The organism is Mycobacterium sp. 1081908.1, assembly GCF_001673535.1.
In the GTDB taxonomy this organism is placed as follows: domain Bacteria; phylum Actinomycetota; class Actinomycetes; order Mycobacteriales; family Mycobacteriaceae; genus Mycobacterium.
On record NZ_LZLY01000104.1, the window covers coordinates 1 to 12,979 of the forward strand.

The 12,979-nt window shown below is 66.4% G+C and carries 10 protein-coding genes; 6 read left to right on the forward strand and 4 right to left on the reverse strand.

Going from position 1 to position 12,979, the window contains the following annotated elements; all coding sequences use genetic code 11:
• The 3 genes from A5655_RS16770 to A5655_RS16780 form a co-directional block, all read right to left on the reverse strand.
• Nucleotides 1-376: PE family protein (locus tag A5655_RS16770; RefSeq protein WP_067011769.1), on the reverse strand; the 376-nt coding region annotated here is incomplete at its 3' end.
• A 96-nt stretch (nucleotides 377-472) separates the two neighbouring features.
• A complete protein-coding gene (locus tag A5655_RS16775; RefSeq protein WP_067011771.1) occupies nucleotides 473-1,339 on the reverse strand; it encodes a cyclopropane mycolic acid synthase family methyltransferase in 867 nt (288 codons plus the stop codon).
• Nucleotides 1,340-1,438: 99 nt separating this feature from the next.
• Nucleotides 1,439-2,419 carry a glycoside hydrolase family 6 protein gene (locus A5655_RS16780; protein ID WP_067011773.1) on the reverse strand — a complete coding sequence of 327 codons (981 nt, stop codon included), beginning with the start codon at nucleotides 2,417-2,419 and terminating at the stop codon, nucleotides 1,439-1,441.
• Nucleotides 2,420-2,496: 77 nt separating this feature from the next.
• On the opposite strand from A5655_RS16780, the gene A5655_RS16785 reads away from it, so the two are divergent.
• The 6 genes from A5655_RS16785 (at nucleotide 2,497) to A5655_RS16810 (ending at nucleotide 11,916) form a co-directional block, all read left to right on the forward strand.
• Entirely contained in the window at nucleotides 2,497-3,399 is a 903-nt protein-coding gene (locus A5655_RS16785; RefSeq protein WP_067011775.1) for a YgcG family protein, read from the forward strand.
• A gap of 286 nt (nucleotides 3,400-3,685) precedes the next feature.
• Complete coding sequence (locus A5655_RS16790; RefSeq protein ID WP_067011777.1) at nucleotides 3,686-7,351, forward strand: nitrate reductase subunit alpha; 3,666 nt, start codon at nucleotides 3,686-3,688, stop codon at nucleotides 7,349-7,351.
• Nucleotides 7,352-7,354: 3 nt separating this feature from the next.
• Nucleotides 7,355-8,962 carry a nitrate reductase subunit beta gene (gene narH / locus A5655_RS16795; protein WP_369807227.1) on the forward strand — a complete coding sequence of 536 codons (1,608 nt, stop codon included), beginning with the start codon at nucleotides 7,355-7,357 and terminating at the stop codon, nucleotides 8,960-8,962.
• Nucleotides 8,959-9,630 carry a nitrate reductase molybdenum cofactor assembly chaperone gene (narJ, locus tag A5655_RS16800; RefSeq protein WP_067011782.1) on the forward strand — a complete coding sequence of 224 codons (672 nt, stop codon included), beginning with the start codon at nucleotides 8,959-8,961 and terminating at the stop codon, nucleotides 9,628-9,630. The genes narH and narJ overlap by 4 nt, the downstream gene beginning before the upstream one ends.
• Complete coding sequence (narI, locus tag A5655_RS16805) at nucleotides 9,627-10,370, forward strand: respiratory nitrate reductase subunit gamma (protein ID WP_067011784.1); 744 nt, start codon at nucleotides 9,627-9,629, stop codon at nucleotides 10,368-10,370. Before narJ ends, narI begins: the two co-directional genes overlap by 4 nt.
• Nucleotides 10,371-10,482: 112 nt before the next feature.
• Nucleotides 10,483-11,916: a NarK/NasA family nitrate transporter gene (locus tag A5655_RS16810; RefSeq protein ID WP_067011786.1), complete on the forward strand. Its 1,434-nt coding sequence runs from the start codon at nucleotides 10,483-10,485 to the stop codon at nucleotides 11,914-11,916.
• Between the two features lie 36 nt (nucleotides 11,917-11,952).
• Here A5655_RS16810 and A5655_RS16815 read toward each other — a convergent pair whose 3' ends face one another.
• Nucleotides 11,953-12,948 carry a PE family protein gene (locus A5655_RS16815; protein WP_067011788.1) on the reverse strand — a complete coding sequence of 332 codons (996 nt, stop codon included), beginning with the start codon at nucleotides 12,946-12,948 and terminating at the stop codon, nucleotides 11,953-11,955.
• Between the last annotated feature and the right edge of the window lie 31 nt (nucleotides 12,949-12,979).

The following is a 12,979-nucleotide window of genomic DNA, read 5'->3' on the forward strand; positions in this document are numbered from 1 at the left end:
GTCGGCCGGTAAACGTCAGGCTGTATGCATTGAACGTGTCGAGCAGGTTGCGCTCCACGGCCTGCAGGCCGGGGAGCTGCAGAAACGCCGCACTGGTGGCCTCGGCGGAGGCGTATGAGCCCGCGCCGCCGCTCAACGCCTGCATGAACTGCTGCTGAAACGCGACCGCCTGGGCGCCCAGCGCCTGATACGTCTGCGCATAGTTGCCGAACAACCGCGCGATCGCGGCCGACACCTCATCGGCGGCGGCCGGCGCGATCCCCGTGGTCGGCGGCGCCCACGACGCCGTCGCCTCTTTGATCGCCTCCCCGATTCCGCTCAAATCCGCCGAGGCCGCGGCCAAGGCCTCTGGTGCTGCGATCAGGAAAGCCGACATTTTCGACTCCCATCAAGTTCAACGGGGAGACTCGGACCGCTAACTCTATTTAATGAAACCCAGGAATGTGAAGCCCTTCCTGGCGCGACACCACGACTATTTCCGCAGGGTGAATTGGTTGAGGTCGGTGTAGCCCTTGCGGAACAGGTTCGCGCAGCCGGTGAGGTACTTCATGTACATCTCGTAGACCTCTTCGGACTGGATTTCGATGGCCTCGGCCTTGTGTGCCTCGAGGCCCGCGGCCCATACGTCCAGGGTCTTGGCGTAATGCCGCTGCAGCGATTGGCGGCGCTTCAGCTTGAAGCCGGCTTTCGCCGAGAACTGCTGCACCATGTCGATGGTCGGCAGGAAGCCGCCGGGAAAGATTTCGGTTTTCATGAAGTCGCTGAATTCGACTATCGCGGGAGTGAGCGGCAAGCCGGACTCGATGATCTCCTTCTCCGACAGGACCGTGATGGTGTGCAGCAGCATCGTGCCGCCACTCGGCAACAGCTCGTAGGTTCTTTCGAAGAAGGCGTCGTAGCGGTCGTAGCCGACGTGTTCGAACGGGCCGATCGCCAAGATCCGGTCCACCGGCTCGTGAAACCGCTCCCAGCCCTCGAGTAACACCTTCTTGGAACGCGGGCTATCCGACTCGGCGAACAGCTGCTCGACGTGGGCGACCTGGTTCTTGGACAGCGTGATGCCGATGACGTTGACGTCGTATTTCTCGATGGCTCGCATCATGGCCGCGCCCCAGCCGCAGCCGAGGTCGAGCATCGTCATGCCCGGCTGCAGGCCCAGCTTGCTAAGCGAGAGGTCGATTTTGGCGATCTGCGCCTGTTCCAGGGTCATGTCGTCGCCCCCGAGCCAGTAGGCGCACGTATACATCTGGGTGCGGTCGAGGAACAGGCGGAAGAAGTCGTCGGAGAGGTCGTAGTGCGATTGCACGTCCTCGAAATGCGGCGTCAGCTCCTCAGCCATCGTTACGTTGCCTCCAATCCCTATGCGGCTAGGGGTTTGTGGATCGATCCACCCGAGGTGAGGTTACGACGACGCCGCTCGTCCTTGCCAGAGATGCGACTAGCCTCCGGCGTGGGCCAGATCGATGGCGTACTGATTCACGAAGGTGCCCGCCGGCGGATCGCCCTTGTCGCACGTCCCGTCGGATTCACCGGGACGCTTGATCCAGAGGTAGGCGTCGGCGTGAGCGCCCCCGGTTGCGGTGGTCGGCGGGGTGCCCAGGCCGCGGCCGCTGGGGTTGCACCAGTTGAGCCCGGAGTCGGGCGCCGGCCCGGCGCCGTTGCGCGACGTGTCGATCACGTAGTGCGAGCCGTTCGTGAGCCCCGAAATCGCCTCGCCGTAACCGATTTCGTCCCCCGTGCTGTAGAAGTTCGCGGTGTTGAGGCTGAAACCGCGCGCCCGGGCGACGTCGACCTTGTTGAGCCTGGCGGCCATGTCCTCGGCGCTGTGCCAACGCAGGTGACCGCCGTCGACGTAGACGGCCGTGGCCGGGCTGCGCGTCAGCGTGTCGACGGCGTAGCGAATCAGGTCGTAGCGTTCCTGGCGCTGGTCGGCCGACAGACAGTCGGCCATCGCGAGGGCGTCGGGTTCGAGGATGATCGCCGTGCGGGTGCCGCCCACCTGGGATGCGATGCCGTCGATCCAGCCGCGGTAGTCGTCGGCCGACGCCATGCCGCCCGCGGCGAAGCTGCCACAGTCGCGGTGCGGAATCCCGTAGATCGCCAGCACCGGGATGGCGCCGGCGGCCGCCGCGTCGCCGGTGTACTTCGCGACCGTCGATGCGGAGGAGCCCGGGACGATCCAGTACGCCTGCGGGGTGTTGGCGATGGCGGTCAACTCCGGACTCGGCGGATCGGCGTGCTGCGCGGCGCGCATCGCCGCCGAATTCGGATTGACGTAGAAGGGCATGCCGGCCAACGGATTGGCGTCGTCGGCCAAACGCACCGCCGGGTCGGCGAGACAGCTCGTCCCGACGACGGCCGCAACCGTAAGGAGAGGGGCGACCCACCGCGCGACAGCACCAGCAGCTGAGAATGTCACCCCAGGAAAATTAGTGCATTGGGTACCAGTCGCCGACAGCAGGTAATGGTGCGCTCTGGCCGGGCTAGATTACCCGTATGCGAGTTCTTCGCCGGTTCGGCGCGGTCCTGGCGATCCTCACGGCGGGACTGCTGTGGGCAACACCCGCCGGCGCGCAACCGCCGTCCAAACTCACCGATCACGTCACCGACAACACCGGGGCCCTGAGCGACTCGGGCCGCGCAGCGGTCAGCTCGGCCGTCGACCGGCTCTACCGCGACCGGCACATCCAACTGTGGGTGGTCTACGTCGAGAACTTCTCCCGGTTCAAGCCCGAGAACTGGGCGAACCAAACCCGCAGCGCCAGCGGCATGGGCGACCACGACGCGCTACTGGCCGTGGCCACCAACACCAAGCTGTACGTGCTCGACGTGCCGGGCCTCCCGGCGGCCGAGTTAAATGCTTTGCGCAGCAACCAGATTGATCCGGCGATCAACGCCAAAGAATGGAGCATCGCCGCGGTCGCCGCGGCCGACGGGCTGGACAAATCGGCGAGCCCGGCGACCCCGTCGAAGCGCAATTGGGTGCCGATCGCGATCGCCGTCATCGTCGTTGTGCTCGTCGTCGTGCTGGTGGTTCTCGTGTTTTATCGCCGGCGCCGGCGCCGGCGCCGGCGCGCGGCGCGTGGCGACGGGCAGGTGAGCATCGAGGGGCGCTCGTTGGTGCAAGCATTGTCCACCGCGGACGACCGAGTGCGCCAAATCTCCGATTATGTGGCCCGGCATCGTCAGAGCATCGGTAGTGAGGCCCAGCGCCGGTTCGAAGAGGCGAGACAGCACTTGGACGCGGCGCACGGCAAGGAAACAACGAACGAACCCGAAGCGATTGCCTATGCCAACAGGGCGTCGACGCTGGCCGCTCAGGCGCAAACCCTGGCCAACGCCGACGTGCAGGCGGCGCACCGCGCGCCACGACGTCGAGGCACCGCCTCCACGCGATAAACCGGACGCGCGATCCGCGTGTTAACGGCACGAAAATTGTGAGCCCGGCGCCGACGCGCCGCGACGGGTGGCTGTCGGCGTGGTTTCCACCGATCGGGTCGCCCAGCAGCGTCTTTTCCCCGCTATCGGCAACACCTCACCATGCCTCGCGGCTCTCAATATGACCGCGGTGTTAACCGAAGCGCACAACCGGCCTAGGGCGCAGGTGCGAACTTTTGAGCGGCCAAAAACCTCCCTTACCCTCGGTAAATGACCGCGCGATAGGCGCTGTTCGAGAGGAGGCGCCATGGTCGATCTCAACGCGAATCGCCAGACCGCCGCCGACGCTTTGCTCGGATTCAGCAAATACTTTCATCGCGGCGAGGTTTCGGCGGATCACCGTGCGCTGCACAAGGTCGGTGGCCGATCGGCGGACGACTTCTACCGGGACCGCTGGGCGCACGACAAGGTGGTGCGCTCGACACACGGCGTGAATTGCACCGGCTCGTGCTCGTGGAAGATCTACGTCAAGGACGGCGTCATCACCTGGGAGTCCCAGCAGACCGACTACCCGTCGGTCGGCGCCGACAAGCCCGAATACGAGCCACGGGGATGCCCCCGCGGCGCCTCGTTCTCGTGGTACACGTATTCGCCTGCCCGCGTGCGCTATCCGTACGTGCGTGGTGTGCTGCTGGAGTACTACCGCGAAGCCAAGGCCCGCCTGAACGACCCCGTGCTGGCGTGGGCCGACATCGTGGACGATCCCGCGAAGGCCGCCCGCTACAAGGCGGCCCGCGGCAAGGGTGGGTTTGTTCGGGCCGAGTGGTGGGAGGCCGCGGAGATCGCGGCCGCGGCGCACGTGCACACGATCAAGAAGTACGGCCCCGACCGGGTGGCCGGCTTCTCGCCGATACCGGCGATGTCGATGGTCAGCCACGCCGTCGGGGCGCGGTTCATTTCGCTGATCGGCGGGTCGATGCTGTCGTTTTACGACTGGTACGCCGACCTTCCGGTGGCCTCGCCGCAGGTGTTCGGCGACCAGACCGACGTGCCCGAATCGGCCGACTGGTTCGACGCCGGCTACCTGATCATGTGGGGCTCCAACGTCCCGGTCACCCGGACGCCCGATGCGCACTACATGACCGAGGCGCGCTACCGCGGCCAGAAAGTGATCGTGGTCTCGCCCGACTACGCGGACAACACCAAGTTCGCCGACGAATGGCTGCCGGCGCGGCCGGGAACCGACGCCGCGCTGGCCATGTCGATGGGCCACGTGATCCTCAAGGAATTCTTCGTCGACCGCACCACCCCCTACTTCTCCGACTACGTGAAGAAGTACACCGATCTGCCGTTCCTGGTGACGCTGACCGAGCGCGACGGCGCCTGGCTGCCCGGAAAGTTCCTCACCGCCGCCGATCTCGGCGACACGAGCGAGGGCGCCTCGTCCAAGACCGTGCTGCTCGACGAGCACGCGGACCCGGTGGTGCCGAACGGCTCGCTGGGGCACCGTTTCACCGCATCCGGTGAGGGCCACTGGAACCTCGACCTGCAGGGCACCGACCCGCTGCTGACGCTGTACGACGCCGGCGGCGACGGGGTCGCCGTGAAGCTGCCCCGGTTCGACGGCACCCGCCCGGACGTGCTGAGCCGCGGTGTGCCGACGAAAATCATTGCCGGGCAGCGGGTTACGACGGTGTTCGACCTGTTGCTCGCGCAGTACGGTGTGCACCGCGACGGCCTGCCCGGCGATTGGCCGATGCACTACGGCGACGCGAGCCAGCCGTACACCCCGGCCTGGCAGGAGCCGATCACCGGGGTGTCGGCCAAGGCGGCCGAACGGATCGCGCGCGAATTCGCGGATAACGCGGAACGTTCGGGTGGCCGGTCGATGATCTTGATGGGAGCGGGGACCAATCACTGGTTTCACTCCGACCAGATCTATCGCTCGTTCCTCACGCTGGTGATGCTGACCGGGTGCCAGGGCGTCAACGGCGGTGGGTGGGCGCACTACGTCGGGCAGGAGAAGTGCCGACCGGTGACGGGTTGGTCGACGCTGGCTTTCGGGCTGGATTGGCAGCGGCCGGCCCGGCAGATGCAGGGCACGGTGTTCTGGTACCTGGCGACTGACCAGTGGCGCTACGACCGGTTCACCTCCGAGGTGATGGCGTCTCCGACGGCCGAGGGCCGGTTTGCGGGCCGGACAGCGGCCGACAACATCGCGCTGGCAAGCCGGCTGGGCTGGATGCCGAGCTATCCGACGTTCAACCGCAACCCGCTGGATTTGGCGGACGAGGCGGAGCGTCTGGGCAAGGACGCCGCGGCGCATGTGGTGGACGGACTGAGGTCCGGCCACCTCCAGTTCGCGTGCGAGGACCCGGACGCGCCGGAGAACTTTCCGCGCTGCCTGACGGTGTGGCGGTCGAACCTGCTCGGCTCGTCGGCGAAGGGCAACGAGTACTTCCTCAAGCATCTGCTCGGCACCGACTCCAGCGTCGCCGCGCGTGACGAGGATGCCGTGCGCCCGCAGGAGGTGCGCTGGCGCGACGAGGCACCGATCGGCAAGCTGGACCTGTTGCTGTCGCTGGACTTTCGCAACACCAGCACCACGCTGTTCTCCGACATCGTGCTGCCCGCGGCGACCTGGTATGAGAAGCACGACCTGTCCAGCACTGACATGCACCCGTTCGTGCACGCGTTCTCGCCCGCGATCTCACCGCCGTGGGAGACCAAGACGGACTTCGAGGCGTTTCACCGGATCGCGCGCGGGTTCTCCTGGCTGGCCGACAAGCACCTCGGTAAGCGCAAAGACATCGTGGCGATGCCGCTGCAGCACGACAGCGCCGACGCCACCGCCCAGCCGGGTGGGCGAGTGCTGGACTGGAAAGCCGGCCAATGCGAACCCATTCCGGGCAAGACGATGCCACGCCTGGTCATGGTCGAACGCGACTATCCGGCGGTGGCCGAGAAAATGGCGGCGCTGGGGCCCATGGTGGAAACCGTCGGCCTCACCACCAAGGGCGTGACCACGCATCCCGACGCGGAGGTCGAATACCTGCGCGGCGTCAACGGCGCGGTGGTCAGCGGCATGGCCGTCGGCCGGCCGTCGCTGGCCAAGGACATTCACGCGGCGGAGGCCATCCTGGCGCTGTCCGGCACGACGAACGGGCGGCTGGCCGTGGAGGGCTTCGAGGCGCTGCAGCGCCGCACCGGCATCGAGCTCGCCGACCTCGCGAAGGAGAACGAGGGCCGGCGAATCACCTTCGCCGACACGCAGTCTCGGCCGGTGCCGGTGAACACCTCGCCGGAGTGGTCCGGTTCGGAGACCGGCGGTCGCCGGTACTCGCCGTTCACCATCAACACCGAGCGGCTGAAGCCGTGGCACACCCTGACGGGTCGCCAGCACTTCTACCTCGATCACGACTGGATGGGTGAGCTGGGGGAGCAGCTGCCGATCTTCCGTCCGCCACTGGACATGACGGCGCTGTTCGACGAGCCGGCGGTCGGCGACACCAGCGGCGGGATCACCGTGCGGTACTTGACGCCGCACTCCAAGTGGTCCATCCATTCGGCCTACCAGGACAACCTGCACATGCTCACCCTTTCCCGTGGCGGGCAGGCGATTTGGATATCCGACGTGGACGCGGCGAAGATCGGCGTCAAGGACAACGACTGGATCGAGTGCACCAACCGCAACGGTGTGGTGAATGCGCGCGCCATCGTCAGCCACCGGATGCCCGAGGGCCTGGTGTTCATGTACCACGCGCAGGACAAGGCGGTCGACGTGCCGCGCACCGAGAAGACCGGGAAGCGCGGCGGCATCCACAATGCCCTCACCCGGATCATGATCAAGCCGTCACACCTGATCGGCGGGTATGCCCAACAGTCCTTCGCGCTGAACTACCACGGCCCCACCGGAAATCAGCGCGACGAGGTCACCACGATCAGGCGGCGCTCGCAGGAAGTGGAGTACTGACGAATGAGAGTCATGGCTCAGCTCGCGATGGTGATGAACCTCGACAAGTGCATCGGGTGTCACACCTGCAGCGTCACCTGCAAGCAGGCCTGGACCAACCGTGGCGGTGTCGAGTACGTCTGGTTCAACAACGTCGAAACCCGTCCGGGACAGGGGTATCCGCGCCAGTACCAGGACCAGGAGAAGTGGAAGGGCGGCTGGACGCTGAACAAGCGCGGCAAGCTGACCCTGAAGTCGGGCTCCCGGTTGAAGCGGCTGCTGAACATCTTCGCCAACCCGGACCTGCCAACCGTGTCGGACTACTACGACCCGTGGACCTACGACTACGAGAACCTGCTGTCCGCGCCGGCGATGGACACCACGCCGGTGGCCCGTCCCAAGTCGCTGATCACCGGCCAGGACACCAAGGTGACCTGGGGTGCGAACTGGGATGACGACCTGGGCGGGGGACCGGACCAGATTGGCCGGGATCCACTGCTGGCCAAGGTGTCCGACAAGGTGAAGCTCGAGTTCGAGCAGACCTTCATGTTCTATCTGCCGCGCATCTGCGAGCACTGCCTGAATCCGTCGTGCGCGGCGTCGTGCCCGTCGGGCGCGATCTACAAGCGCAGCGAGGACGGCATCGTGCTGGTCGATCAGGACCGCTGCCGCGGATGGCGACAATGCGTCACGGGCTGTCCCTACAAGAAGATCTACTTCAACCACAAGACCGGCAAGGCCGAGAAGTGCACGTTCTGCTACCCGCGGGTCGAGGTGGGCATCCCCACCGTGTGCTCGGAGACCTGCGTCGGCCGGTTGCGCTACATCGGGGTGCTGCTGTACGACGCCGACGCGGTGGCGGCCGCGGCGTCGGTGCGGGACGAAAAGGACCTCTATCCAGCGCAACTCGGCGTGTTCCTCAACCCGCACGATCCCCGGGTCGTCGCCGAGGCGGAGCGCGCCGGCATCTCCGGGGAATGGATCCAGGCCGCCCAGAATTCACCGGTCTACCGGCTGATCGTCGACTATCAGGTGGCGCTGCCGCTGCATCCGGAGTACCGGACCATGCCGATGGTCTGGTACGTCCCGCCGCTGTCCCCGGTGGTCGACGTGCTCGCCGAGACCGGCCATGACGGCGAGAACCGCAACAACCTGTTCGGTGCCATCGACGCGCTGCGCATCCCGATCGAGTACCTGGCCGAGCTGTTCACCGCGGGCGACGTCGGGCCGGTCCGCGCTGCGCTGCAACGGCTTGCGGCGATGCGCTCGTACATGCGGGCGGCGAACCTGGGTGAGGAATTCGACGAGACGATCCCGGAGTCGGTGCGGCTGAAAGGCGAAGAGATCGAGGCGATGTACCGGCTGCTGGCCATCGCCAAATACGCCGACCGCTACGTGATTCCCAACGGCGCGGCATCGGACGCGCACCGCCTCGACGCGCTCGCGACCGGGTGCAGCCTGGACGGCGACGGTGGGCCGGGGATGACGGCGTTCGACGCGATGGCCGAGAAGTTCCATCTCACCAACGGCAACGGAAGCAACGGCAACGGCGGCAACGGCAATGGCGGCAAGCCGGTCAACCTGCTCAACTGGGACGGCCGCAGCACCGACGGATTGCTGCCGACCAAGTGAAGATGCTCACCCTCACCCGCAAGCCGGCCAGCGCGGCGGGCCTTTCCGAGCGCGACCGGCGCGTGGTGTGGCGCATCGCCGCCCTGCTGCTCGACTACCCCAGCGAGTCCACGCTCGCGATGACCGACCAACTGATCACGGCCGCAGCAGAATTGCCCGATTCGGTCAGCGAACCGCTGCTGCGCGTCCTGCAGGAGCTGCGGAGTGGGGACCCGATGCAGCTCGCCGTGCGGTACGTCGAAACGTTCGACATGCGCAGGCGCGCCAGCCTGCACCTGACGTACTACGCGTACGGGGACACCCGCAAGCGGGGCATGGCGCTGCTGCGCTTCAAGCACGCCTACCGCCAGGCGGAGCTGCAGCTCGGCGACGGAGAACTTCCCGACTTCCTGCCGCTGGTACTGGAATTCGCCGCGACGGTCGATCAGCTGCAGGGCGAGCGGCTGCTCGGCGAGCACGTCCCGGTTCTCGAGCTCCTGCGACTGTCCTTGACGGACAGCGGTTCCCCATACGCCCCCGTTTTGGCGGCGGTCCTCGCGACGCTGCCGCCGATCAGCACCGCGGATCGGCGGCGCATCGCCGAGCTGGCCGCAGAGGGTCCTCCGGAGGAAGAGGTCGGGTTGGAACCGTTCGCCATGGATCCCATGATCCCGGGCGGCCGGCGATGAACACCGTGCTCTGGATGACGGTTCCGTATGTCGCGTTCACGTCGTTTCTGCTCGGCCATGTCTGGCGCTACCGCACCGATCAGTTCGGTTGGACCACACGGTCTTCGCAGAGCTACGAAAGCCGGCTGTTGCGAATGGGCAGCCCGCTGTTTCACTTCGGGCTGCTCGGCGTGGTCGGCGGTCACGTCGTCGGTCTGCTTATCCCCGAATCGTGGACGTCGGCGGTCGGGATCTCGGAATTCTTCTACCACGTGATGGCCGTCACAATGGGCTCGCTCGCGGGTTTCGCGGTCGTTACGGGAGCGGGAATCCTGCTGTACCGGCGCATCACCGTGCCCGCGGTGCGCAAGGCGACGACCCGCAGCGACAGGCTGATGTACCTGCTGCTGGTGGGCGCGTTGGCGACCGGGATGCTCAACACCCTGACCAACGTGTTCGCCGCCTATAACTACCGCGACACGGTGTCACCCTGGTTCCGCAGCCTGTTTTCGCTGCACCCGGCGATGGAGCTGATGGCCGGCGCGCCGTGGACATTCCAGCTGCACGTCCTGATTGTCCTTGCGCTGCTTGGCATCTGGCCCTACACGCGGTTGGTGCACATGTTCAGCGCCCCCATCGGATACCTGACGCGCCCCTATCTGGTCTACCGCAGCCGGGACCCGCAAAAGGCGTCCGGCAACCGCTACGCGAGAGCGTGGGCCGCGCCCGAAGCCCCGCCCGCGCGTAGCCGCTGGGTATGACCCGATCCGCCATCTAACTCACAGCGCTTCGGGGCCGGCTTGTGAGCGGCTTGTAGCAAGTAGGTCATCGCGGGCAAGCCTTGCCGCAACAACACTTTCGTACGGTTCACGCATGCGCCAACACACGATTGACGACTGGGACGCCGAAGACGTCGACGCCTGGAACAACGGCGGAGCCAAGATCGCGCGCCGCAACCTGATCTGGTCCATCTTCGCCGAGCACGTCGGCTTCTCGGTCTGGTCGATCTGGTCGGTGATGGTCCTTTTCATGCCGCAGAACGTCTACCACATCGACGCCGCCGGAAAGTTCTTTCTGGTCGCGATGCCGACGCTGATCGGCGCGATCCTGCGCCTGCCCTACACGTTCGCGACCGCAACATTCGGCGGGCGAAACTGGACGGTGTTCTCCGCGATGGTGCTGGTGATCCCAACGGTATTGACGCTGTACTTCATGGCCCACCCCGGCACGTCGTACACCACGTTCATGATCGTGGCCGCGGTCGCCGGACTCGGCGGGGGCAACTTCGCGTCGTCGATGACCAACATCAATGCCTTCTATCCGCAGCGGCTCAAGGGCTGGGCGCTGGGTCTTAATGCCGGTGGCGGAAACATCGGCGTCGCGACGATCCAGGTCATCGGATTGCTGGTGATCGCGACCGCGGGCAACCGTTCTCCCCACCTGGTGTGTGCGGTGTATTTGGTGCTGTTGTCCGTCGCCGCCGTCGGCGCCGCGCTGTTCATGGACAACCTGACCAACCAGCGCACCAACGGCCGCTCGATGATCGACGTGATGGCATACCGCGACTCGTGGCTGATCGCGGTGCTGTACATCGGAACGTTCGGATCGTTCATCGGCTTTTCGTTCGCGTTCGGCCAGGTGCTGCAAATCAGCTTCCTGGCCAACCTCAGCCATGGCGCCAAGGTGACACCGCCGATGGCGGCGCACGCGGCGTTGCACGCCGCGCAGATCGCGTTCATCGGGCCGCTGCTGGGCTCGATCGTGCGGCCGGTCGGCGGTTGGCTGTCCGACCGCATCGGCGGCAGCAAGGTCACGCTGTACACGTTCGCCGCGATGATCGCCGCGGCCGGCTGGCTGGTGGGATTCGGCGCGATGGCCGACGCCAAGCATCGCGCCCCGTCGGGCGGCGTTCTGGTTGCCTACGTGGTCGGGTTCGTCGCGCTGTTCATCCTGTCGGGAATCGGAAACGGGTCGGTGTACAAGATGATCCCGTCGATCTTCGACGCCAAGGCGCAGAGCAACGACGGCCTTGACCCCGCCGAGAAGGCCGATTGGTCGCGTCGGATGTCGGGTGCGCTCATCGGGATCGCCGGTGCCATCGGCGCGCTCGGCGGCGTCGGCATCAACGTCGTGCTGCGGGCGTCCTACCTGTCGCCGGCGAAATCCGCGACGACGGCGTACTGGGTCTTCCTGGGCTTCTACGTGCTGTGCGCGGTGATTACTTGGTTCGCCTACGTGCGCACGCCCGCCACCACACGCGCCGCGAAGACCGCGAAGGTCGCGGAAGCGCTGGCACCGGCGGCGTGATACGGAACCCGTTGGGAATCACCGGGATTCGAGGCATCACCCCGGCAAGAACGGCCTGATCGGCTCCATCCAGATCGGCGAGAGCAGCACCGGGTCGGTCCACGCCGGCCACAGCAACGCCGGGTTCGCACCCGGCGGCGGCCAGTTGTTGTCGTTGTTGTAGGCCCAGACCTCCCAAGGGTTGTCGTAGTACGACGCCGTTTCGACCAGGCTGAACCAGTCCAGGTTGGGGTGCGTCAACCAGTAGCCCGTCCCCACGAAGTAGCCGCCGACCGCCCAAGCGGCGTAACTGGTTTGGAACAGCGGACCGAAGATCCGGCTCTGCCAGACGTGGACCTCTTCGTGGTTGACCATCACGTCGTCGGCACCGGGCCCGGTTCCCAGGTGGGTGGTGACGTTGCCCATCGTGCTGGCGAAGCCGGGCAGTCCGATGCCACCGCGGTAGACATGGGAACCCACCAGCGCGCTGAAGGCGGAATCGTAGCCGCCGGCGTTGGGCGTAAACGCGTTGAGGGCTTGCACGCCGTAGCCCAGCGCCGTGCCCTCGAAGCCCCACGTGTAGTCCAAGAGAAAGGCAGCCCATCCGCGCCAGTCCCGGAAGTTGTAGATGCCGAACTCACGCTGGACGAGCAGGTTCGCGTCGTTGATCGCCGCGTCGGCCACGCCCGTCCCGGCGGCACCGCCGGTGCCGATCAACGGGCGGCCCAACACCGCTTCGGTGGCCGCATTGACGGCACCGAGCAGCGACGCGCCCGCCTCGTCCGCGGCCACGTACGAGCCGGCCGCCGAGGTAAGGGCTTGCACAAACTGCTGTTGAAACGCGCCGGCCCGGGCGCTGAGCGCCTGATACTGCTGCCCGTAGCCGGCGAATAACGCGGCCACCGCTTGCGACACCTCATCGGCGGCGGCCGCCGCCATCCCCGTCGTCGGCACGGCGGCCGCCAGATGGGCCGCGGTCACCGTTGAGTCGATGCTCTCCAAATCCGCGGCGGCCGACGTCAACAACTCGGGGGCCACCACCAGCAGCGACACATTTCCTCCTCATCCCTGTGCGGATGAAGCG